This is a genomic window from Sphaerisporangium sp. NPDC049457 (assembly GCF_055586705.1).
This window is the reverse complement of record NZ_JBVJHR010000010.1, coordinates 263,830-284,937: the sequence shown is the minus strand read 5'-3', so window position 1 is coordinate 284,937 and position 21,108 is coordinate 263,830. Positions and strand designations below refer to the sequence as shown.

At 73.2% G+C, this 21,108-nt stretch carries 12 protein-coding genes; 8 read left to right on the top strand and 4 right to left on the bottom strand.

The window, feature by feature from the left end; genetic code table 11:
- The first annotated feature begins 168 nt into the window (after positions 1–168).
- The 5 genes from ACZ6QO_RS18160 to ACZ6QO_RS18140 are packed head-to-tail and all read left to right on the top strand — an operon-like array spanning position 169 to position 14,358.
- Positions 169–6,570 carry an amino acid adenylation domain-containing protein gene (locus ACZ6QO_RS18160; protein WP_465851978.1) on the top strand — a complete coding sequence of 2,134 codons (6,402 nt, stop codon included), beginning with the start codon at positions 169–171 and terminating at the stop codon, positions 6,568–6,570.
- A complete protein-coding gene (locus ACZ6QO_RS18155; protein WP_465851976.1) occupies positions 6,567–12,116 on the top strand; it encodes an amino acid adenylation domain-containing protein in 5,550 nt (1,849 codons plus the stop codon). Before ACZ6QO_RS18160 ends, ACZ6QO_RS18155 begins: the two co-directional genes overlap by 4 nt.
- Position 12,117: 1 nt before the next feature.
- Entirely contained in the window at positions 12,118–12,300 is a 183-nt protein-coding gene (locus tag ACZ6QO_RS18150) for an MbtH family protein (protein WP_465851974.1), read from the top strand.
- The gene (locus ACZ6QO_RS18145; RefSeq protein WP_465851972.1) at positions 12,297–13,685 is read left to right on the top strand and encodes a condensation domain-containing protein; all 1,389 of its coding nucleotides are present in this window, start codon (positions 12,297–12,299) and stop codon (positions 13,683–13,685) included. Before ACZ6QO_RS18150 ends, ACZ6QO_RS18145 begins: the two co-directional genes overlap by 4 nt.
- A 43-nt stretch (positions 13,686–13,728) precedes the next feature.
- Positions 13,729–14,358 (top strand): hypothetical protein, encoded by a 630-nt coding sequence (locus tag ACZ6QO_RS18140; protein WP_465851970.1) that lies wholly within the window; start codon positions 13,729–13,731, stop codon positions 14,356–14,358.
- A gap of 23 nt (positions 14,359–14,381) precedes the next feature.
- Here the strand turns inward: ACZ6QO_RS18140 and ACZ6QO_RS18135 are convergent, their stop codons facing one another.
- Positions 14,382–14,735 carry a winged helix-turn-helix transcriptional regulator gene (locus ACZ6QO_RS18135; RefSeq protein WP_465851968.1) on the bottom strand — a complete coding sequence of 118 codons (354 nt, stop codon included), beginning with the start codon at positions 14,733–14,735 and terminating at the stop codon, positions 14,382–14,384.
- A 123-nt stretch (positions 14,736–14,858) separates the two neighbouring features.
- Between ACZ6QO_RS18135 and ACZ6QO_RS18130 the strand changes: the two genes are divergently transcribed.
- The 3 genes from ACZ6QO_RS18130 (at position 14,859) to ACZ6QO_RS18120 (ending at position 17,278) form a co-directional block, all read left to right on the top strand.
- Positions 14,859–15,521, top strand: coding sequence for a hydrolase (locus ACZ6QO_RS18130; protein ID WP_465851966.1), 663 nt, complete (start codon positions 14,859–14,861; stop codon positions 15,519–15,521).
- Positions 15,522–16,065: 544 nt separating this feature from the next.
- Positions 16,066–16,791: a TRADD-N-associated membrane domain-containing protein gene (locus ACZ6QO_RS18125; protein ID WP_465852025.1), complete on the top strand. Its 726-nt coding sequence runs from the start codon at positions 16,066–16,068 to the stop codon at positions 16,789–16,791.
- Between the two features lie 178 nt (positions 16,792–16,969).
- Positions 16,970–17,278, top strand: coding sequence for a MiAMP1 family antimicrobial peptide (locus tag ACZ6QO_RS18120; protein WP_465851964.1), 309 nt, complete (start codon positions 16,970–16,972; stop codon positions 17,276–17,278).
- Between the two features lie 42 nt (positions 17,279–17,320).
- Here the strand turns inward: ACZ6QO_RS18120 and ACZ6QO_RS18115 are convergent, their stop codons facing one another.
- Genes ACZ6QO_RS18115 through ACZ6QO_RS18105 form a run of 3 tightly spaced genes read right to left on the bottom strand, consistent with a single transcriptional unit; the run spans position 17,321 to position 21,020 of the window.
- A complete protein-coding gene (locus tag ACZ6QO_RS18115) occupies positions 17,321–19,465 on the bottom strand; it encodes a trypsin-like serine peptidase (RefSeq protein WP_465851962.1) in 2,145 nt (714 codons plus the stop codon).
- A 56-nt stretch (positions 19,466–19,521) separates the two neighbouring features.
- The gene (locus ACZ6QO_RS18110) at positions 19,522–19,839 is read right to left on the bottom strand and encodes a hypothetical protein (RefSeq protein WP_465851961.1); all 318 of its coding nucleotides are present in this window, start codon (positions 19,837–19,839) and stop codon (positions 19,522–19,524) included.
- Between the two features lie 32 nt (positions 19,840–19,871).
- On the bottom strand, positions 19,872–21,020 hold the full coding sequence (locus ACZ6QO_RS18105; RefSeq protein WP_465851960.1) for a zinc metalloprotease: 1,149 nt from the start codon (positions 21,018–21,020) through the stop codon (positions 19,872–19,874).
- Positions 21,021–21,108: the final 88 nt, after the last annotated feature.

The following is a 21,108-nucleotide window of genomic DNA, read 5'->3' as shown; positions in this document are numbered from 1 at the left end:
AGTGGGCCGAAATATCGATCTCGGATATGAAAACGTTTCGGAGCGGTGCGGTGGACGAGGACCGGTGGCCCGCCCTTCTCGACCTGCCCGAGCCGGCCGGCTCTTCCCCGGCGCCCTGATCGGCGTGCAAGCCCGGCGACCCACGCGTATGGACCGGAGAGAACGCACATGATCCAAGGACAGGACAGCAGCCCGGCTTCGTTCGCCCAGCAGGGCATCTGGATCGGCGAGCGGCTCGGCGCCGGCCCGGCGTACCACATGCCGCTCGCCCTGTGGTTCGACGGGGACCTCGACGTGTCCGCGCTGCTCTCGGCGTGCGCCGGCGTGGCGGCCAGGCACCCGGTGCTCGCCACCACCCTGGTGGAGGACGGTGACGGGCTCCACCTGACCGAGGCCGCCGAGCCGTCGATCACGGTCGTCGAGCTGCCCGGCCCCTCACCTCAGGCCCTCGACCGGCTGATCGCCGAGGAGACCGACCGCCCGTTCGACCTGGAGAAGGGGCCGCTCGCCAGGTTCGTCCTGGCGCCCGCGGGCCCGCGACGGCACCTGCTGCTGTTCGTCGCCCACCACGCGGTCTTCGACGGCATGTCCAAGGACATCCTGGTCCGCGACCTGGCCCGAGGCTACGCCGGCGGAACCGCCCTCGGGCGGCCGTTGTCCTTCGCCGACGCCGCCCGCGCCGAGCGGCGCCGGGTCGCGGCCGCGCTGCCCGCCGCCCGCGAGTTCTGGGCGGGACGCTGGACCGAGCCGGCCGAGGTCGTGCTGCCGGGGCAGCGGCGCACGGCCGGGCGCTACGGGCCGGGCGAGCAGATCGGCGGCGGCGCCGACCACGAGCTGCGCCGCCTCGCCGCCGAGGTGGCGGAGGCGGCGGGCGCCACGACCTTCGAGACGCTCGTCGCCGCCGTGCACGGGCTGCTGTTCAGGTACGGCGCGGAGAACCCGACCGTCATGGTCGACGTGACGACGCGCGGGCCCGAGACCCGCGACCACATCGGGCCGTTCGTGAACGAACTGCCCGTCACGGCGCGCCCGCAGGCCGGGCAGAGCTTCCGGGAGTTCGTCCGGGCCGTCCGCGGCGGCCTGCGCGAGATGTACGCGCACCGGGAGGTGCCGCTCGCCCGGGCGGTGAGCCTGACGCCGCGCGGCGCCGTGGCGCCCGTGTCGATCAGCTACCGCCGGCGCGACGCCGAGCCGGAGTTCCCCGGTCTCGGCCTGTCCGTCGACTGGACGATGTTCGGCGGGGGCGTCCGCAACCCGCTGCACCTGCAGTTCGTGGACGGCCCGGACGGGCTGGCCACGTGCCTGCGGTTCGATCCCGCCGCCGTCGACTCCGGCGCCGTCGTCCGCTTTCGCGACGGCCTGCACGCGCTGCTCCGCCACGCCGCCGCCGACCCCGGCGTGCGCCTGGCCGACCTGGACGTCATCTCGCCCGCCGAGCGGTCGCGGCTGCTCGTCGAATGGAACGACACCGCGGCGGTCCACACCGGGGCGGCGACGCTGCCCGGCCTGTTCGCGGAACAGGTGCGGGCCCGCCCCGACGCGGTGGCCGTGACCTGCGACGGCCGCTCGCTCACCTTCGCCGGGCTGGACGCGGCGGCCGGCCGGCTCGCGCGGCGGCTGCGGCGGGCCGGAGTGGGCCGCGGCGACCTCGTCGCGGTGCACCTGCCGCGGTCGGAGACGCTGCTGGTCGCGCTGCTCGCCGTGCACAAGGCGGGCGCCGCGTACCTGCCGCTGGATCCGGACCACCCCGTGGAGCGGATCGCCATGATCATGGCGGACGCCGGGCCGCGGCTGACGCTGTCGGACACCGCCCTGCCATGCGCCCTGCCGGGGCCGGCTCTCCTGCTCAGCGAAGACGCGGAAGAGGCCGCGGACTCCGGCGAACCGGACGAGACGCCCCCGGCGACGTCACCGGGGGAAGTCGCGTACGTCATCTACACCTCGGGGTCCACCGGCCGTCCCAAGGGCGTCGAGGTCGAGCACGGCAACCTGGCGAACCTGCTGCTGTCGATGCGTGACCGGCTCGGCTCGGGGCCCGGCGACGGCTGGCTCGCGCTCACCTCGCCCGCGTTCGACATCAGCGCCCTGGAGCTCTACCTGCCGCTGGTCACCGGGGGGAGGGTCGTCGTCGCCTCCCCCGGCGCCGTACGCCGCCCCGAGGCGCTGGCGCGGCTGGTCGCCGAACAGGGTGTCACGTACGTGCAGGCGACCCCGTCGGTGTGGCGGCTGCTGCTGCCGGGCGGCATCGCCGGGGCCACCGCGCTGACCGGCGGCGAGGCGCTGCCGCCCCGGCTCGCGGGCGAGCTGCGGGCCCGGTTCGACCGCGTCTTCAACGTGTACGGCCCGACCGAGACCACCATCTGGAGCACGCTCGGCGAACTCGGCGAACCCGGCGAGCCGGGCGAGGTGGTCACGATCGGCCGCCCGATCGCCAACACCCAGGTGTACCTGCTGGACGAGGCGCTGCGGCCGGTGCCCGCCGGCGTGGCCGGGGAACTGTGCGTCGGCGGCGCCGGGGTGGCGCGCGGCTACCGGGGCAGGCCGGGCCGCACGGCCGAGCGGTTCGTCCCCGACCCGTTCGGGCCGCCGGGATCGCGGCTGTACCGGACCGGTGACCTGGCCCGCCACCGGCCGGACGGCCGGATCGAGTTCCTCGGCCGCCAGGACGGCCAGGTCAAGCTGCTCGGCCACCGCGTCGAGCTGGGCGAGATCGAGGCCCGGCTGCTCGACCATCCCGAGGTCGCCGAGGCGGCGGTGCTGCTCACCGGCGCGGACACGGGCGATCCCCGGCTGGTCGCGTACGTCGTCCCGGCGGCGGGCGCGGCGCCCGAGGCCGGGGCGCTGACCGCCCACCTGGGCAGGACCCTGCCCCGGGCGATGCTCCCCGGCGCGTACGTCCTGCTGGAGTCGCTGCCGCTGAACCCCATCGGCAAGCTCGACCGCGCGGCCCTGCCCGAGCCGGCCGCGGCCCCCGACGCGACCTCCGACGACGACCGCCCCCGCGCGGCCGGCGCCGGCGGGCTCGCCGAGGAGATCCGGCTGATCTGGCAGGAGGTCCTCGAACTCGACGAGATCGCCGACGACGACGACCTGTTCGACCTCGGCGGGCACTCGATCACCATCACCCAGATCACCGCGCGGATCAGGGAACGCCTGGGCGTCGAGATGTCGCTCGACGCCTTCTTCGACGACCCCACCATCGCCGGGGTCGCCGAGGAGATCGCGAGCCTGCGCGAGGAGGCCGCGGGCCCGGACGAGGAGGCGCCGGAGCCGCAGGCGGTGCGCCCCCGCCCGGCCGGAGTCGACCCGCCGCTGTCGCCGGCGCAGCAGCGGCTCTGGTTCCTGCAGCGTTTCGACCCCGAAGACGCCTCCTACAACATGTACCTGGTGCTGCGGCTGCGCGGCGAGCTGGACGGCGGCGCGCTCGGCTCCGCGCTGGACGCCGTGGTGGCCCGGCACGAGAGCCTGCGGACCTCGTTCGCCGACGGCGGCGCCGACGGCGAGCCGGTGACGGTCGTCCACCCGGCCGGCCCGGTCGACGTCGAACGGTTCGACCTCACCTCGTTCGCCGACGCCGAGGAACGGGCGCGCGGCCTGGTCGCCGAGCGCACCAACGCGCCGTTCGACCTGGCCGGGCCGCCGCCGCTGCGGGTCAGCCTGCTCACCCTCGGCCCGGACGATCACGTGCTGTGCTTCGTGCTGCACCACATCATCGCCGACGGCTGGTCCCTCGGGATCATGCTCGACGACCTGTTCGCCCTCTACCAGGCCGAGATCGACGGCCGCGAGCCCGGCCTGCCCGCGCTGCCGGTCCAGTACGGCGACATCGCCCTGTGGCAGCGGGAACACGAATCGGGACCGGCCGCCGATGAGGCGCTGGAGTACTGGCGGCGCCGGCTCGCCGCGCCTCCGGCGCTGGAGCTGCCCACCGACCTGCCCGGCGGACGGCGGCCCGAGGGGGCCTTCCACCAGTTCCCCATCCCCGAGCAGGTCGTCGCCCGGCTGGAACGGCTGGCGCAGGAGCACGGCGCGTCCCTGTTCATGGTGCTGGCCGCCGCGTACCAGGTGCTGCTGGCCCGGCACAGCGGGCAGCACGACATCCTGGTCGGCACGCCGTGGGCGGTCCGCGACCGGGTCGAGTTCGAACCGGTGGTCGGCTACCTCACCGACACCCTGGTGCTGCGCGGCGATCTCGCCGGGGATCCGGCCTTCTCCGACCTGCTCGACGCGACCCGCCGTACGGTGCTGGAGGCGCACGCGCACCGTACCGTCCCGTTCGAGCGGCTCGTCGGGGAGCTGGGCGTGCCGCGGGACGTCCAGCACAACCCGCTGCTGTCCACCATGATCATCCTGCACAGCCAGGCCGGCGACGGCGCCCCGCCGGAGCGGGTCGGCGACCTGCGGGTGGAGCTGTTCGACGGCGGCTACCGGCAGGCCAAGTTCGACCTGGCCCTTGAGACCTGGCGGCAGAGCGACGGCCTGCTGGCCGTGCTCGGCTACGACGCCACGCTGTTCCGCGCGGCGACCGTGGAGAGTCTCGCCGAGCGGTTCGCGGCGCTGCTGCGCGGCGTCGCCGACGCCCCGGCCACCCCGATCTCCCGCCTGCCGATGCTGACGGCCACCGACCAGACGGTCCTCGCCGCGAGCCGTACGGCCCCGGGATCGCACGACATCGTTCCGGCCGCGGAGACGGTCCCGGCGCTGTTCGCGCGGGCGGCGTCCGCGACTCCGGACGCCACGGCGCTGGCCTGCGGCGACGAGCGGGTCAGCTACGGGGAGCTCGCCGCCAGGACGGCGCGGCTCGCCGCGGCGCTGCGGCGGCGCGGGGTCGCCCCGGGCGCGGTCGTCGGCGTCTGCCTCGGCCGCTCGGTGGAGGCGCTGGTCGCGTTGCTCGCCGTGTGGCGGGCCGGCGGCGCGTACCTGCCGCTCGACCCGGACTATCCGGACGAACGCCTGGCGTTCCTGGTCGGCGACAGCGGCGCCCGCCTGGTCGTCACCGACGAAGGGCTCGCCCACCGGCTGCCGCCGGAAACCCCGCTGCTCACCGTCCCGGCCGGACCGGACGCCGGCGCCGAGGCATGGCGGACGACGGAGCCCGACGACGACGCGCGGCGGGTCGCCGACGACCCGTCGCCGGCGGCCGAGCCCGGTGACCTGGAGCGGCCGGCGACCGGGGCCGGCGACGCCGAGTGGCCGATCGGGCCGGGCGACCCGGCGTACGTGATCTACACCTCCGGCTCGACCGGCCGGCCCAAGGGGGTGCTGGTCGAGCACGGCGCCCTGGCCCGACGCGTGCGCTGGATGCGGGACATCTACGGCATCGGCCCCGCCGACCGGGTCGTCCAGTTCGCGTCGCTCAGCTTCGACGCCCACGCCGAGGAGCTCTACCCGGCGCTGACGGCCGGCGCGTCCGTGCTGCTGCTGCCCGACGGCGCCGCCACCCTGCCGGACGTGCTGCGCACCCCCGCGGGCCGCCAGGTCACCGTACTCGACCTGCCGACCGCCTACTGGCACCGGCTCACCGAGGCGCTCGACGACCTGACCTGGCCAGATCCGCTGCGCCTGGTGATCATCGGCGGCGAGCAGGCGCACGCCGCCGCCGTGGCCCGCTGGCGCGACCGCTTCGGCGACCGGATCGCCCTGGTCAACACCTACGGGCCGACGGAGGCCACCGTCATCGCCACGGCCGGCGCGCTCGGCGCGGCGGACGCCGGCCGCCGCCCGTCCATCGGGCGGCCCATCGCGGGCGCGACCGCGCACGTCCTCGGCCCGCACGGCGAGCCGGTGCCGCCCGGCGTCCCCGGCGAGCTGTACCTGGGCGGGGCCGGGCTGGCGCGCGGCTACCTCGGCCGCCCGGCGCTGACCGCCGAGCGGTTCACGCCCGACCCGTACGGTCCACCCGGCTCCCGGCTGTACCGGACCGGCGACCGGGCGCGATGGCGGCCGGACGGGACGCTGGAGTTCCTCGGCCGCTTCGACGGGCAGACGAAGGTACGCGGTTTCCGGGTGGAGCCGGGAGAGGTCGAGGCGGCCCTGCTGGCCCACCCGGGGGTGCGCCAGGCGGTGGTGGCCGCCGACGGCGACCGGCTGGTGGCGTACGTGACCGGATCCGCCGAACCGGAGGACCTGCGGCGGCGGCTGTCTGCCACCCTGCCGCCGCACCTGGTGCCCACGGCCTGGGTGCCGATGGACGCGCTGCCGCTCACCGTCACCGGCAAGGTCGACCTGGCGGCGCTGCCCGCGCCCGAGCCCGAGCCGGCCACCGAGTTCGTGCCGCCCCGTACCGACGCGGAGACGCTGGTCGCCGGCGTGTGGACGGAGGTGCTCGGCCTGGACGGGATCGGCGCGCTGGACGACTTCTTCGCCCTGGGCGGCCACTCGCTGCTCGCCATCAGGGTGGCGGCCCTGCTGCGCAACGCGATCGACGTCGAGGTGCCGATCCGCGCCATATTCGACCGGCCGACCGTCGAAGGGCTGGCGGACGCGGTGGAGGGCCTGCTGATCGAGCAGCTCTCCGGCCTGTCCGAGTCCGAGGCGGCCCACCTGCTGGACACGGAGGTGCTCCATTGAGCGGCACGCGCACCGGGGCGGAGGAGCGTCCGGCCACCGGCGGGGACGGCCTGCCGCCCGCCCAGGACGGACCGGCCGCGGGTGGAGGCGGGACGGCCACCGGCCGGGACCGGCCGGCCGCGGGCAAGGACGGGCTGTCGGCCACCAAGCAGGAGTTGCTGGCGCGGCGGCTGCGCAAGGGCGCGGCGGCGCCGCCGCGGCGGACCATCCCGGCGCGCCCCGCCGGGGAGCCCGCTCCGCTGTCGCACGCCCAGGAGCGGCTGTGGTTCCTGGAGCAGTTCGCGCCGGGCACCACCCAGCTCACCATCCCGCTCAGGCTCCGGCTGCGCGGGCCCCTGGACGCCGACCGGCTGGCCGCCGCGCTCGCCGGCGTCGCGGCCGGGCACGACGCGCTGCGCACCCGCTACCCGGCGACCGCGGACGGCCGGCCGCGGACGGTGACCGACGACGCGGCCACCCTGCCGCTGACCGTGCGCGACGCGCCGGACGAGGCCGCCGCGAAGGCGCTGGCCGAGGAGTTCCTCGCGGTGCCGTTCGACCTCGCGACCGGCCCGGTGGCGCGGGCGCTGCTGGTCAGGCTGGCCGGCGACGACCACGTGCTGATCATCGCCGTCCACCACATCGCCGCCGACGGCTGGTCGGCGGAGCTGCTGGTGGGCGAGGTCTTCACCCGGTACTCGGGCGCCGTCCCCGCGCCGCCGGAGGTGGGGTACGGCGACTACGCGGCCTGGCAGCGGAGTCTGGAACCGCCGCAACGGGAGCTCGCGTTCTGGCGGGAGCGGCTGGCCGGGCTGGAGCCGCTCGACCTGCCCACCGACCGCCCGCGCCCGCCCGAGCGCACCTACGCGGGCGCCGCGCACGCCTTCCCGCTGGGCCCCGAACTGACCGCGGCGCTCGCCCGGCTGGGCCGCGAGCACCGGGCCACGCCGTACATGACGGTGCTGGCCGCGCTGGGCGCGCTGCTCGGCCGGTACGCGGGCGACACCGACGTGGCGGTGGGCTCCCCGGTGGCGGGACGCCGGCTGCCTGAGCTGGACGGGGTCATCGGCTGCTTCGTGAACATGCTGACGATGCGGGTCGACCTGTCGGGCGACCCGGCCTTCGGCGAGCTGCTCGACCGGGTGCGGGATGTCTGCGTGGACGCCTTCGCCCACCAGGACCTGCCGTTCGAGCAGCTCGTCGCCGAACTCGACCTGCCCCGCGACGTGTCACGGTCGCCGCTGTTCGGCGTCATCCTCGCCATGCAGAGCTACCGCACCGGCGCCGTCCCCCCGCCCGCCGGGCTGAGCGTGGCCGACTTCCCCGTCGACGGCTGGGCGACCCGCTACGACCTGGAGCTCTACCTCGCAGAGGAGTCCGAGGGTGGCCTGTCGGGGCTGTTCGTGTACAACACCGACCTGTTCGAGGCGGCCACGGTCGAGCGGCTGGGCGGGCACCTGCGCACCCTGCTGGAGCGGGTGGCGGCCCGGCCCGACCTTCCGCTGTCGCGGATCGACCTGCTCACCGAGGACGAGCGGCGCCTGGTCGTCGACGGCTGGAACGACACCGCCACGGAGTTCCCCGGCGAGGCGACCCTGCACGGGCCGATCGAGGCGCGGGCGGCGAGCACGCCCGACGCGGTCGCGGTCCGGTTCGAAGGGCGTTCGCTGACATACGGGGAGCTGGACGCGGCCGCGACCCGCGTGGCGCACACGCTGCGCGGCCACGGGGTGGGCGTGGGCTCGGTGGTCGCCGTCTGCGCCGAGCGGTCGCTGGAACTGCTGCCCGCCCTGCTCGGCGTGCTGAAGGCGGGGGCGGCGTACCTGCCGATCGACCCCGACTACCCGGCGGACCGGGTGTCGTTCATGCTGGCGGACGCCGCCCCGCCCGTGCTGCTCACCCAGCGCCGGATCCGGCCCGAGCTCCCGGCCGCCGCCGCGCTCGTCCTCGACCTGGACGACCTGCTCGACCCGGGCGCGTGGACGGGCGGCGCCGGCCCGCTGCCGAAGGTGGATCCCGGCGACGTCGCGTACGTCATCTACACCTCCGGCTCCACCGGGCGGCCCAAGGGCGTGCCCAACACCCACGGGGGCATCGCCAACCGGCTCGACTGGATGCAGGACCGGTTCCGCCTCGGCGCCGGCGACGTGGTGGCCCAGAAGACCCCGCTGAGCTTCGACGTGTCGGTGTGGGAGCTGTTCTGGCCGCTGCGCGAGGGCGCGCGCATGGTGCTCGCCACCCCCGGCGGCCACAAGGACCCGGCGTACCTGCGCAAGCTGATCGTCACCGAGGGGGTGACCACGGCGCACTTCGTGCCCTCGATGCTGGCCGTGTTCCTCGGCGAGGCCGGCGCGGCGGGCTGCGGGTCGCTGCGCCGGGTGATCTGCTCGGGCGAGGAGCTCCCGGCCGACCTGGCGCGCCGCTGCGTCGCCGCGCTGCCCGCGGCCGAGCTGCACAACCTGTACGGCCCGACCGAGGCGTCCGTCGACGTGTCCGCCTGGCACTGCCTGCCCGCGGCGCTCGCCGGGCGGGCCAGGGTGCCGATCGGCGCGCCCATCGCCAACACCGCCCTGTACGTCCTCGGCGAGACCATGGTCCCGGCGCCGGTCGGCGTGCCGGGCGAGCTGTACATCGGCGGCGCGGGCCTGGCCAGGGGCTACCTGAACCGGCCCGCGCTCACCGCCGAACGCTTCGTCCCCGATCCGTTCGGGCCGCCGGGCTCGCGGCTCTACCGCACCGGCGACCTGGCCATGCGCGGGCCGGACGGGGCGCTTGAGTTCCTCGGCCGCCTCGACACCCAGGTCAAGCTGCGCGGCCTGCGCATCGAGCTCGGCGAGATCGAGGCGGCGGCGCGCGCGCTGCCCGGCGTACGGGACGCCGCCGTGATCGTCCGCGAGGACCGCCTGGTGGCCTATCTCGTGACCGGCGACGCCGACCTCGCCGCCGTGCGGGCCGAGCTGAAGAAGACGCTGCCCGACTACATGGTGCCGAACGGCTTCGTCCGCCTGGACGCCCTTCCGCTCAGCCCCAACGGCAAGCTGGACCGCCGGGCGCTGCCCGCGCCGGTCGCCGGGCGCGACGCCGGGGTCGAGTTCGCCGCGCCCGCCACCCCGACCGAACTGGCGATCGCCGAGGTGTGGGCCGAACTCCTCGGCGTCGAGACCGTCGGGCTCGACGACGACTTCTTCGACCTCGGCGGGCACTCGCTGCTCGCCATCCAGGTCGTGGCCCGGCTGCGCGGCCGCGTCGACGGCCAGGTCGCCGTGATGGACGTGTTCAAGAACCCCACCGTCCGGGAGCTGGCGGCGCTCGCCGACACCCCGGCCGAACGGCGCGGACCCCGCGAGCTGCTGCACCGGCTCACCTCCGCCGGCAGCACCACGCCGGTGGTGAGCTACGTGTGCGTGCCCTACGGGGGCGGCAGCGCCGTCGTCTACCAGCCGCTCGCCGACGCCCTGCCGGACGGGCACGCGCTGTGGTCGGTGGCGATCCCCGGCCACGACGTGGGGGTCGAGGAGGGCACGCTGCCGTTCGACGAGCTCGCCGCCGCGTGCGTGCGCGAGATCCTGGAGAAGGTCGAAGGGCCCGTCATGCTGTACGGGCACTGCGGCGTCGGCTCGGCGCTGACCGTCGAGCTCGCCCGGCGGGTGGAGGCGGCGGGACGCGACCTCGTCGCGGTGTACATCGGGGGCATCTTCCCGTTCGCCCGGCCGCGCGGGGCGCTGCTGTCGCGGCTGTCGCGGCTCGCCGAGGCGGAGCGGCTCCGCGGCGACCAGCGGTACGTCAACTGGCTGATCTCGATGGGCCTGGAGATGGGCGACATCGACCCGGCGCAGGCCCGGCGGATCGTCCGGAACATGCGCCGGGACTCCCGGGAGGCGGAGGACTACTACACCCGCCTGCTGGAAGGCGGCGCCGACCGGCTGCGCGCCCCGGTGATCAGCGTGGTGGGCACCGAGGACCCGGCGACGGACTACTACCAGGAACGCTTCCGCGAATGGCACTTCCTGTCCCCGGTCTCGGCCGTCGTCGTCCTGGCCGAGGCCGGGCACTTCTTCCTCAAGTACCGGGCCGAGGAGCTCGCGGAGATCGTCACCACCACCCACCGGGCGCTGGCCGATCCCGAGGCGCCGCCCGCACGGGCGCGGGAGCCGGAGTCCACCTGGTGGCTGCACGACACCTCCCGCTCGGAGACGCGGGTGGCGCCCAGCGGCGCGCGGCCCAGCATCCCGCGGTTCCTGGCCGTCGCGCTCAGCCAGCTGACGTCCGTCGTCGGGTCGGCGCTGACCGAGTTCGCCGTGCCGCTGTGGGTCTACACGACGACGGGGTCGGTGGCGCTGTTCGCCCTGATGGCCGTCGTCGGCCTGGTGCCCGGGATGCTCACCGCGCCCATCGCCGGCGCGATCGTCGACCGGGCCGACCGGCGCCGGGTGATGCTGGCCGGCGACGCGGCGGCGTTCACCATCCAGCTCGCCTTCGGCGTCCTGCTGTGGACCGGGCACCTGTCCGTGGGGTGGATCTACCCGCTGCTGGGCTGCCTGTCGGTCGCGCTCACCTTCCAGCGGATCGCCTACATCTCGGCGGTGCCGCAGCTCGTGCCCAAGCACTACCTCGGGCACGCCGTCGGGATCATGCAGCTCGGCAACGGCACGGCGCAGCTCCTGGTGCCGATCTTCGCGGTCGGCCTGCTCGCCGGGATCGGGCTCGGCGGCATCCTGCTCCTGGACGTCGCCGGTTACGCGGTCGCGATCGTCACGCTGCTGGTGGTGCGCTTCCCCGCCTCGATGCCCTGGCGCCGCCGGGAGTCGATCAAGGCGGAGATCATGGGCGGGCTGCGCTACTCGCTCGGGCACCGGGGTTTCGTGGCCATGCTGGTCTTCTTCGTGGTGCTGAACGTGTTCCTGTCGCCGCTGCTGCTGATGTTCTCCCCGCTCGTGCTGTCCTTCGCCGGGCTGGCCGACGTGGGGCGCGTCGCGTTCCTGGCCGGAGTGGGCACGTTCGCCGGAGCGCTCATCATGATCGTCTGGGGTGGTCCGCGCCGCATGCGGCTACGCGGAGTGCTGCTGTGCACGCTCGTCCTCGGCGTCTTCTGCCTGGTCACCGGCCTGCGCGCCGATCTGACCGTGATCGCGGCCGGCGTGTGCGGCATGACGCTGTGGATCACCCTGCTCAACGGCATCTACACGACCATCGTGCAGGTCAAGGTGCCGCAACGGTTCCACGGCCGGGTGTTCGCCATGAACACGCTCATCGCGTGGTCCACGCTGCCCGTCGGCTTCGGCCTGGTCGCCCCGTACGCCGCCGCGGTCCTGGACCCGCTGCTCGTCCGGGGAGGCGCGCTGGCCCCCACCGTGGGCGCGCTCATCGGCACCGGCCCCGGCCGCGGCATCGGGCTCATGTACGTCCTCTTCGGCGTCGTCATCATGCTGATCGTGCTGATCGCCATGCGCGTGCCCGCGCTGGCCCGCTTCGACCAGGAGGTCCCCGACGCCGTCGCCGACGACCTGGTCGGCGTCCAGGCGCTGCGAGGCGCCGCCCCCACCCGCACCGAGACAACGGAGGCATGACATGTACCAGGTGGTCGTCAACGACGAGGAGCAGTACTCGCTGTGGCCCCTCGACCAGGCGCTCCCGGCCGGGTGGCGGGCCGACGGGTTCACCGGCGGCAAGGACGAGTGCCTGAGCCACATCGAAGAGGTCTGGACGGACATGCGCCCGCGCAGCGCGCGGCTCCGCGAGGACGGCGCATGACAGCCGGGACGGCCGCGGCCGGCGGCACGGTGCGGGTGCCCTTCAGCGGAGAGCGGGACGGCGAGGCGGAGCTGACCTGGGGACAGCGGCTGATGTGGCGGGCCGTCCACCTGATGGGCGACAGCCAGTCCTACCTCAACTGCCCCTGGGTGCTCCCCGTCTACGGCAGGCGCGACCTCGGCGCCGTGCTGTCCGCGCTGCGCGCGCTGCTCGAACGCCACGAGAGCCTGCGCACCACCTTCGCCGACACCCCCGCCGGCCCGGTGCAGCGGGTCACACGCGAGGGCGAGCTGGCCGTCGACCTGGTCGAGGCCGGCCGGGAACGCGGGCTGCGGGCGGCCGAGCGGCTCGGCGCGGAGATGAGCGCCACCGCGTTCGCGCACGACAAGGAACTGCCGCTGCGCTGCGCGGTCGTGCTCAAGGACGGCCGCCCGTTCGCGCTGGCGCTCAGCTTCTCCCACCTGGCGGTGGACTACCAGGCACTGGCCCTGCTGGCCGAGGAGTGGAAGGCGCTGCTGAAAGGCGATGACCTGCCGCCGGTCGGCTGGCAGCCGATGGACCAGGCGGTCCTGGAGCAGGAGGAGTCCTGGCAGGCGCACTCCCGCAGGTGCGTCCAGTACTGGCGCTCGATCCTCGAAGAGGTCCCCCTGGAGGTGTTCGACCACGACCCCCTGGAACCGGAGGACCCGCGGTTCATCGAGGTCGGCATGGAGTCCGTCGCGCTCGCCGCCGCGGCGGAGCGGCTCGCCGGACGCTGGACCGTCAGCACGACCAGCGTCCTGCTCGCGGCCTGCGCGACGGTGCTCGCCGAGGTGAGCGGGCGTCCGAGGGCGGTCATGCAGCTCGTCCACAGCAACCGGCGCGACGCCCGCACCCGCACCATGGTCGGCACCGTCGGGCAGGACGCCCTGTTCGTGCTCGACCTGCCCGCGACCGACTTCACCGACGTGTGCCGGACCGCGCACTCCACCGCCCTCGGGGCCTACCGGAACGCGCGCTACGACCCGTTCGCGATGGCGGCCATGCGCGAGGAGATCGGCCGCCGCCGTGGCCGGGAACCGGACCTGGACGCGTTCTTCAACGACCGCCGGGGCATCGGCACCTGGCCCACGCTGCCGAAGTTCGCCCCCGGCGAGGACCTGTCGGCCCTGACGGCGAAGACCCGCACCTACGTCACGAACGCCTGGCCGGGCGTCCGCTTCAAGGTGTTCTTCACCGTGGGCACGGCGACCGGCACCGGCCAGCTCAGCCTCATCATCGACACCGCCTACCTGCCACGCGAGACCGCCAGGTCGATGCTGCTCACCATCGAGACCCTCCTGATCCGGAGCCTCACCGAAGACGTCCCCATGTCGGAGGTCCGGCGCCTGTGCCGTGAACTCTGAGGGGGTCACAGGCGTCTCATGGCATGTGCGCAGACACTTGATCGTGACAGTGCCCATGGTGGTGGGATCGCTGCTGACAGGGTGCGGCCTGGCGGGGGCGGCGGCCGGGAGCATTCCCAAGGGGTTCCTGCTGACCGAGGCGCGGGCGACCGCGACGCGTCCGGCCGAGGCGACGCAGGAGGACTGGTGGAAGGTCAGCGACAGCACAGCCTGGCAGTTGGAGCTCAACCCCTGCGGGACCGAGCGGACCTCGCGCGACGGCCGGGTCGCCATGCGCACCATCACGCACCTGACCAGCGGCCCGGCCTTGGAAAGCGAACAACTCGTGCTGTACAGGACCGCCGTGTCCGCGCACGACGCGTTCCGCGAGCTGCGGGCCGAGGTCAGGTCATGCCCCAGGGCGGGCAGCCCGTCGAGCTCCAAGGTCGACTACGGCGGCCGGTCGTTACGCCTGGGCGACGAGGCCATGTCCGTCGGACGCTACTTCGTGCGAGACGGCAGGCGCCGGCGCGAGCCCGGCCGGCTGTGGATCGTCGCCCGCCGGGGCGCCGCCGTGTTCCTCTACAGCTCCGACCAGGTCCCCGGCGACGCGGCGTCCCTGGAAAGGGAGCTCGCCGGCCAGGCGAAAGAGATGGCCGCGAAGGTCTGCGGCCTGCCCGGCGTGTGCGCCTGAGCCCGGCGGTGCCGGGTCCGCCGTCAGCGGCCGGTCCTGGCCTCCTCTGATTCGTTCTGGGCGGGCAGCCACGTCTCGGCCCAGGCGGACAGCTCCCGGACGGCCACCTCCAGGGCCCTGCCCTTGTCGGTGAGGTGGTATTCGACGGTCACCGGGGTGGTCGGAAGCACGACGCGCTCGACGACGCCTTCGCTCTCGAAGCGCTTGAGCCGTTCCGACAGGAGCTTGTCGGTGATGTCGGGGATGGCGTCGCCGATCTGCCGGAAGCGGGTGGCTCCCCTGAGCAGTTCACGCAGGATCACCCCGGCCCACCGGCGGCCGATCATCTCGACGGCTTGGTGGTAGCGGGGGCAGAAGTCAGGCTCGTACGCGGACACACCAGCAGCTTACCAATGGATAGCGACTTGCGTGCAGGGGTGACAGTGGGTTAACTTCATCGCAAGCCACTTTCTTATCGAAAGCGGCTAACCTTTCATCGCCTCGCACGGAGAAGCATCCCCATGACTCTCAGCAGCACCCCGCAGGACCTGCCCGACAGCGCCATCGCCGGCCTGTTCAACACCGAGGACACCGCTCTCGTCCTCGTCGACCACCAGCCTCAGATGATCTTCGGCGCCCGCAGCGCCGATCCGCAGACCCTGGTGAACAACGTGGCCGCCCTCGCCAAGCTGGGCAAGCTGTTCGAACTCCCCACCGTGCTCACCTCGATCGCCGCCGACACCTTCTCCGGCCCGCTGATCCCCGAGATCACCCGCGTGTTCCCCGACCTCGAGGTCATCGACCGCTCCCACATCAACGCCTGGCAGGACGGAGCCTTCCGGGCCGCGGTCCAGGCCACCGGCCGGCGCCGCCTGCTCATGGCCGGCCTGTGGACCGAGGTCTGCCTGGCCTTCCCGGCCCTGTCCGCGACCGAGGCGGGGTATGAGGTGTTCGCCGTCATCGACGCCTCCGCGGGGTCCAGCACCGCGGCCCACGACGCCGCCGTCGTGCGGATGAGCCAGAAGGGCATCGTCCCCGTCAGCACCGCGAGCGTCCTGTCCGAACTCCAGCGCGACTGGGCCCGCACGGAGACCTATGACGCCGTCAACGAGATCGTCAAGGACCACATGGGCGCCTGGGGCCAGGGAGTCAACTACGTCAGCGCGGGCTTCGTCAAGAAGTGACACCCCGGGCCGGCCGACCGGCTCCGGTCCTTCCCGAGGCACCGGAGCCGGAGCCGCGGCAGCCGAATGGGCGGCGCCGCCTACGCCTCGCGGTACGTGGCCTACGAAGAGCATTCTCCCGCGTTCCGGGGCACCGCGCCGCGAAGCAGTTCTGCCAGCCGCTCGCGTTCGGCGTCGGTCAACTCCTGGCAGCTTTTGTCCAGTGATTCCGATGTAAAGAAATCCAGATTTCTTCCCATGGCGCCCACCTCCATTCTCGGTCGTGATGCCCGGCACGGCGTCCGGAAAAACCTGGTCCCGGCTCGGCGGGCCGCCCGTTCCCGGCAGTATGGGCAAAGCCGCATTGAACAAAGTTCTACCGGATCGTTCTGCGTCTTGTGCTTCACGCACTCCCGATCACGTTTGTTACGTTGATGGCATGGACGGTGGAAGAACGAACGAAACATCCCGCGCCGGCCCACGGGCGGCTCACCGGCCTCCCGGCTCTTCGCAGTTCGATCGGGCAGTACGCCTCGCCGTGGGCATATTGCTCTTCGTGCTGTTGATGGCGCTCACCGACATCCTTCTGCCGCCGAACTTGGGCCTTTTCGTAAGAATTTGCCTGTGGGTGCCGCTGATCGCTTTCACGGTCTCAGCGGTGATAGTCGCGTCGCGGCGGAAACGGGAGAAGATCGAGGAGATAGAGCGGGCGCGGCAGGAACTCCGGGTCGCGGACGAGCCTCTGCGTGCGGGTCATCTGGAACTCTCGCCGCTGTGGACGGCGACCCAGTCGCGGATGAACTTCTACCACAAACTCGCCACCGACCATGCGCAGCGAAGCTTCCGTAACGCCCAGGCCGCCATGGCGGTCGGCTTCTCGGTGTTGTTGATCGCCATTGGGCTCGCAGTGGTGAGACCACAGGCGGCGAATGTCGCCGCCGCGCTCGGAGCGATCTCGGCGGCGCTCGCGGCCTACATCGCGCGGACCTTCCTGCGCTCGCAGGAGAACGCGGCCGGCCACCTGCACGCCTACTTCGACCAGCCCGTGAAGTTCTCCCGCTACCTCGCGGTCGAACGGCTCATCAACGAGATGAAGGATCTCGAACCCGACCAGCGTGCCGCGATCAGCGGGGAACTCCTGCGCACCATCATCGCCCCCGAGATCGTGCCGTCAGGTGGTGAACCAGGAGGCGCCGCCGCCCCTTCGGCAGACCATGACGGAAGTGGGGTTCTCGCCGCATTGGGCCGCATCCGTCGCGCTCACCATGGAGCCGTCCCGAGAAAACCGTGACCGTAGTGCCTTCGCCGGACTGTGGCGTCTGTCCGGGTTCCGACATTGCGGCGGGACGGTGTCTCGGCCGAGGTCCCCCGATCCTCGTTCCTTTCCCCGCCGTGCGACAGGTTTCGTCTACTCAGTGTGACGGTATGCATACTCCCGGTAAAGAGCCGAGATCATCGGGAGGAACATCGTGAAGCGAATCGCCCTCGTCCCCCTCATGTCCGCCGCCATGGTCGCGGTCATGGGCGGCGCCGCCTACGCCTCGCAGTACGTGGCCTACGAGGGGCCCGGTTTCACCGGCCGGTCGGTGGTCATCGACCGGTGCGGCCCGTCCAACATCCCCTTCCACGGGTCCTACAAGTGGTACGGCGACGGCCAGAGCGGCCGCATGTACAACCAGCCCGACACCCAGGGCGTCATGCACTTCGAGCTGGCGTCCAACCGCAACGCCGAGCAGCGGACGCCCGTCGGCTGGAAGAGCATCTTCATCGTGTGCTGACGCCCCACGGAAGGCGGGCGACCACCGCCTGGCGCGGTGCGCTCAACCGGCCGCGACCTGGGCACGGCCGGTGAGCACCCCTCCGATCTCGTGGGCGACCTCGGGATGGGTGAGGTACTCCTCGATGTCGTGCGCCCGCTCGGCCGGATTGGTGACGGAGGTCTCGACCGGCTCTCCGTGCCAGTCGCGACCGAGCGGGCAGCCGATGGTGACGGGGTCGGTCGGGCACCAGGCGTTGAACCAGCGGGCCACCCGGGCGAGGCGGCCGGGCCCGCCGGCGAGCAGGCGGCGGTGGACGCCGTCCATGCCGAGCGGGCTGCCGAGCGTGACGAACAGCTCGACGTCCGCCTCCGCGCGCAGGCGGGTGAGCAGGTCCACCGCGACGACCGTGCCCAGGCTGTGGCTGACCAGGAGCACCCGTCCACTCCGCGGCATCGTCTCGGACACGCAGTCCAGGACCGTCTCGCGGATCCGCCGGTCGTCGAGGTAGGCGGCGACGTCTCCGAAGATCGCCGCGATCGCCAGCCGGTCCAGGTCGGTGACGGCGGCCAGCCAGCTCAGCCCTTGATGGACGGCGTCGGTCACCCCTTCCTCGGGGACCGGCGCCGCGGCGGGCATACCGGCGCGGTTCGCGGCGTCGATGATCAGCTGTTCGTACAGCGTCCGCGCGGTGCCGGAGTTCGGAGCGGTCACCGTGACCGGATCGGTGACCAGCTCCTCCAGTGAGTCAGGGGCGGTCCTGAACGGCCGCAGGGCCTCGGCGAGCCGGTCCCCGTAGAAGGGGAAGCACACGTCGGCCGGGTCGATGGTGGGCAGTCCGGCACGGGTGAGACCGCAGTTCAGGCCGGCGGTCCAATAGCGGCGCAGGCGCTCGGGGTCGCGTCCTTGCTGGCCGCGGCCGTGCAGGAAGACGAGGTGGCGGCCGCCTCCGAACGCGGCGGCACGCGCGGGCAGGCCGACGCGGTCCGCCTCCGCGGGAGACCGTCCGGGACGGGGCGCGGTCTCACCGTCGACCGGGCGCACGCCGGCCGCGCCATCGACGGGACGCGCGGCGATCGGGCCGTCGACCGGGCGCGCGGCCGCCGCAGGCACCGGCACCGGCTCCGGCGATGGCTCCGGCTCCGCGGCTGCCGGGCGGAGGGCGGCGCCGTCGCCGAACCCCGACTCCGGGCCCATCTCGGCCAGGAATCTCCCGCGCGCCTCGTCGAGCGGCAGCGAGGCCAGATGCTTGAGGATGGCGCTGATGCGGACGCCCTCGTTGGAGATCCAGTCGACGGCGTCGTCACCGTCGCCGGGCCGCCAGACCTGGCCGTCTCGCCGCAGTATCCGGCCCTGCTCGTCGGTCCTCGGCACCCCGCCGTGGTGCAACGCCGTGACCTCCCACTGGTCGTTGTAGACAGGGGATCCGGAGCTGCCGGGCTCGGTGTCGGTCTGGTACTGCAGGAAGGTGTCGAGCCGGACCTCCAGGCTGTTCTCCCGGATGGAGATCTCCTTCAGCCGTCCGCCGGGGTGACCCACGATGTTCACCGGTTCGCCGAGGACCAGCTTGCCGAGCTGGACGCTGAGCCTGTTCCAGCCGAACGTCTCCCCCACCGGCCGGCCGGACGCGTCGGGACTCACCAGGACCAGGGCGTAGTCGAGGTCCGGGTCGGCGACGAAGAACGTGCCGGGGTCCAGAGTGAACCGCTTGGCCGCCTCAGGGGTGTTGTCGACGCTGACCTGGGCGTCGAACTCCACGAAGGCCTGCCGCGCCGCCTCGGCCCGGGGGAACACGTGATGGTTGGTCAGCAGAAGTCGCGGCGAGACCAGGAAGCCGGTGCCGATCGGCAACTCCCGGCCGTTCTCGCCGACCGAGATCCTGGCGACGGTGCGCGCCGCGCGGGCTCCGCGCGGCAGGAAGCTCCATGCCTGCAGATCCTTGGCCACTCCCAGGATGCGTTCGTGCATGGAGGGCCGGTCCAGGCACGTGGCCCGCGTGGCCTCCATGACCGCCTCCACCGGCACCCCTTGACGCTGGATGAGGCGGGCGGCGCGGGCCGCGAGCGACTCCGGCGAGTCGGGGAAGGCGTCACCCTCCCCCTGCCGGCGGCGGACTTCGTCTCGTACGGCAGTGCTCTGGCGATACCGTTCGGCGGCGGCGTGGGCGTGTTCCAAGCCCTTTTTCCGCACCTCATTGGCTATGTCCATGTGAACGCACGCTCCGATCCGGATCCCTGACGCCGCGGCCGGCCGGTCGACCCGCCTCACGTCTCGATCGTCAGCACGCCTCCCGCGCAGGAGAGCACGGTGACCTCGAACGGCGCGCGGTCGCTTCCGGGGAACGAGATGCGCACCCGGCCGTCCTCCTGGCGCTGCCAGCGGCCGCTCACCTCGTGTGGGCGGTCGGCCGGGCCGGGAAGATGCGCGACGAACGTCCCGTCCGCCCGGAACTCCAGGCCTCGCCGCGGCCGCCGGGAAGGCGGGAACGGGTGGCCCTGTGCGCGGTAGACCGACGTGGTCTCGGTGTCCTCCTCGTAGGAATGCAGCCAGGCGCCGACGATGTCCGGCGGCGTCCCGCTCACCGCTGTCCCCTGAATGATCGCGACGCCTCCTCTCACTCGTCCGGCCGGTCGCCGACCATGCCGAGGGCGACCCGAATGTCGTCGAGGACCTCCGCGGTCAGCCGCTCGCTGTCGTGCAGCAGTCGCTCCACCTCGCCGTTGTGGCTCGGCCGCCGCATCTCGGGCACCGCGGCACCGGCGCCCGTCGCGGGCGCGACCGCCGCGGCGGACGGAGCGGTCGCGGCGGACGGGACGGCCGCGCGGCGCGGCGGCGCGACGAGGAAGGACGCCCGCTCGCCGTCGAGGCAGGCGTTCATCCGGGTGGCCTGGCCGCGGGTGAACATGAACATGGCCGCGTCGTCGGTGTAGTCCATGTAGTTCACGAACATGTCGCCGTTGGGCCCGTTGTCGCAGGTGACGCGCGGGAAACGCGGCGTCCCCTGGTTCGAGTCGGCCTGGTTCGGCGTGTCGTCGACCTTGTCATCGCTGGTGCACGCGCCGTCATCGTCGCCCCAGATGTGGTACAGGTTCAGCCAGTGGCCGATCTCGTGCGTGGCGGTGCGACCGCGGTCGAAGGGCGGCGCCGCGCTACCGGTCGTCCCGAAGGCCGTGTGCAGGATGACGACGCCGTCGGTCTGCGGCGGGCCGCCGGGAAACTGCGCGTAGCCCAGCAGGCCTCCTCGAAGCCGGCAGACCCACAGGTTCAGGTACCGGTCGCTCGGCCAGGGATCCGAACCGCCGGTGACGTGCGCCTTCACGGCGTCGTCCCAGCTGAAGTCGCTCGCGTCGGTGGCGGTCCTGACGATGCCGTTCGTCGGCTCGCCGTTCGGGTCCTGGGCGGCGAGGCGGAATTCGATCTTGGCGTCGGCGACCAGCGGCTTCCAGGGGTCCGGCACCTTGGCCACGTCAGGGTTCGCCGCCCGGAAGTCCTGGTTGAGGACGGCGACCTGGCTGTGGATCTGCTCGTCCCCGATGTTCTGCGCGGGAACGCTCCGGTTGTGCACCACGTGGACGACGACCGGAATCGTGACCACCTCGGTCCGCGCGGGCGCGAGCCGTCCTCGCTCGTACTGTAAAGCGCGGTTCTCGATCAACGCGCGCCGGGCTCGGTAGGTCATGCTCTCGTTGAGCAACCTGCGGTGCACCAGCATGGTCCCGCACAGATCGCGGGACGGAAGCCGTGGACGACCGGGTTCGGTCATGGCGATCCCTCCCTGGTTCCGGTCACCGTCCCCTCCCCGGTTCCGGTCACCGTCGCGTGCCCATAACGCCATCATGCGAGCTGTCCGG

Bases quoted from the DNA above. Each gene is read 5' to 3' on its own strand.
- ACZ6QO_RS18160 (WP_465851978.1), top strand. From the start codon at position 169: ATGATCCAAGGACAGGACAGCAGCCCGGCTTCGTTCGCCCAGCAGGGC.
- ACZ6QO_RS18150 (WP_465851974.1), top strand. From the start codon at position 12,118: ATGTACCAGGTGGTCGTCAACGACGAGGAGCAGTACTCGCTGTGGCCC.
- ACZ6QO_RS18145 (WP_465851972.1), top strand. From the start codon at position 12,297: ATGACAGCCGGGACGGCCGCGGCCGGCGGCACGGTGCGGGTGCCCTTC.
- ACZ6QO_RS18130 (WP_465851966.1), top strand. From the start codon at position 14,859: ATGACTCTCAGCAGCACCCCGCAGGACCTGCCCGACAGCGCCATCGCC.
- ACZ6QO_RS18125 (WP_465852025.1), top strand. From the start codon at position 16,066: ATGGCGCTCACCGACATCCTTCTGCCGCCGAACTTGGGCCTTTTCGTA.
- ACZ6QO_RS18115 (WP_465851962.1), bottom strand. From the start codon at position 19,465: ATGGACATAGCCAATGAGGTGCGGAAAAAGGGCTTGGAACACGCCCAC.
- ACZ6QO_RS18105 (WP_465851960.1), bottom strand. From the start codon at position 21,020: ATGACCGAACCCGGTCGTCCACGGCTTCCGTCCCGCGATCTGTGCGGG.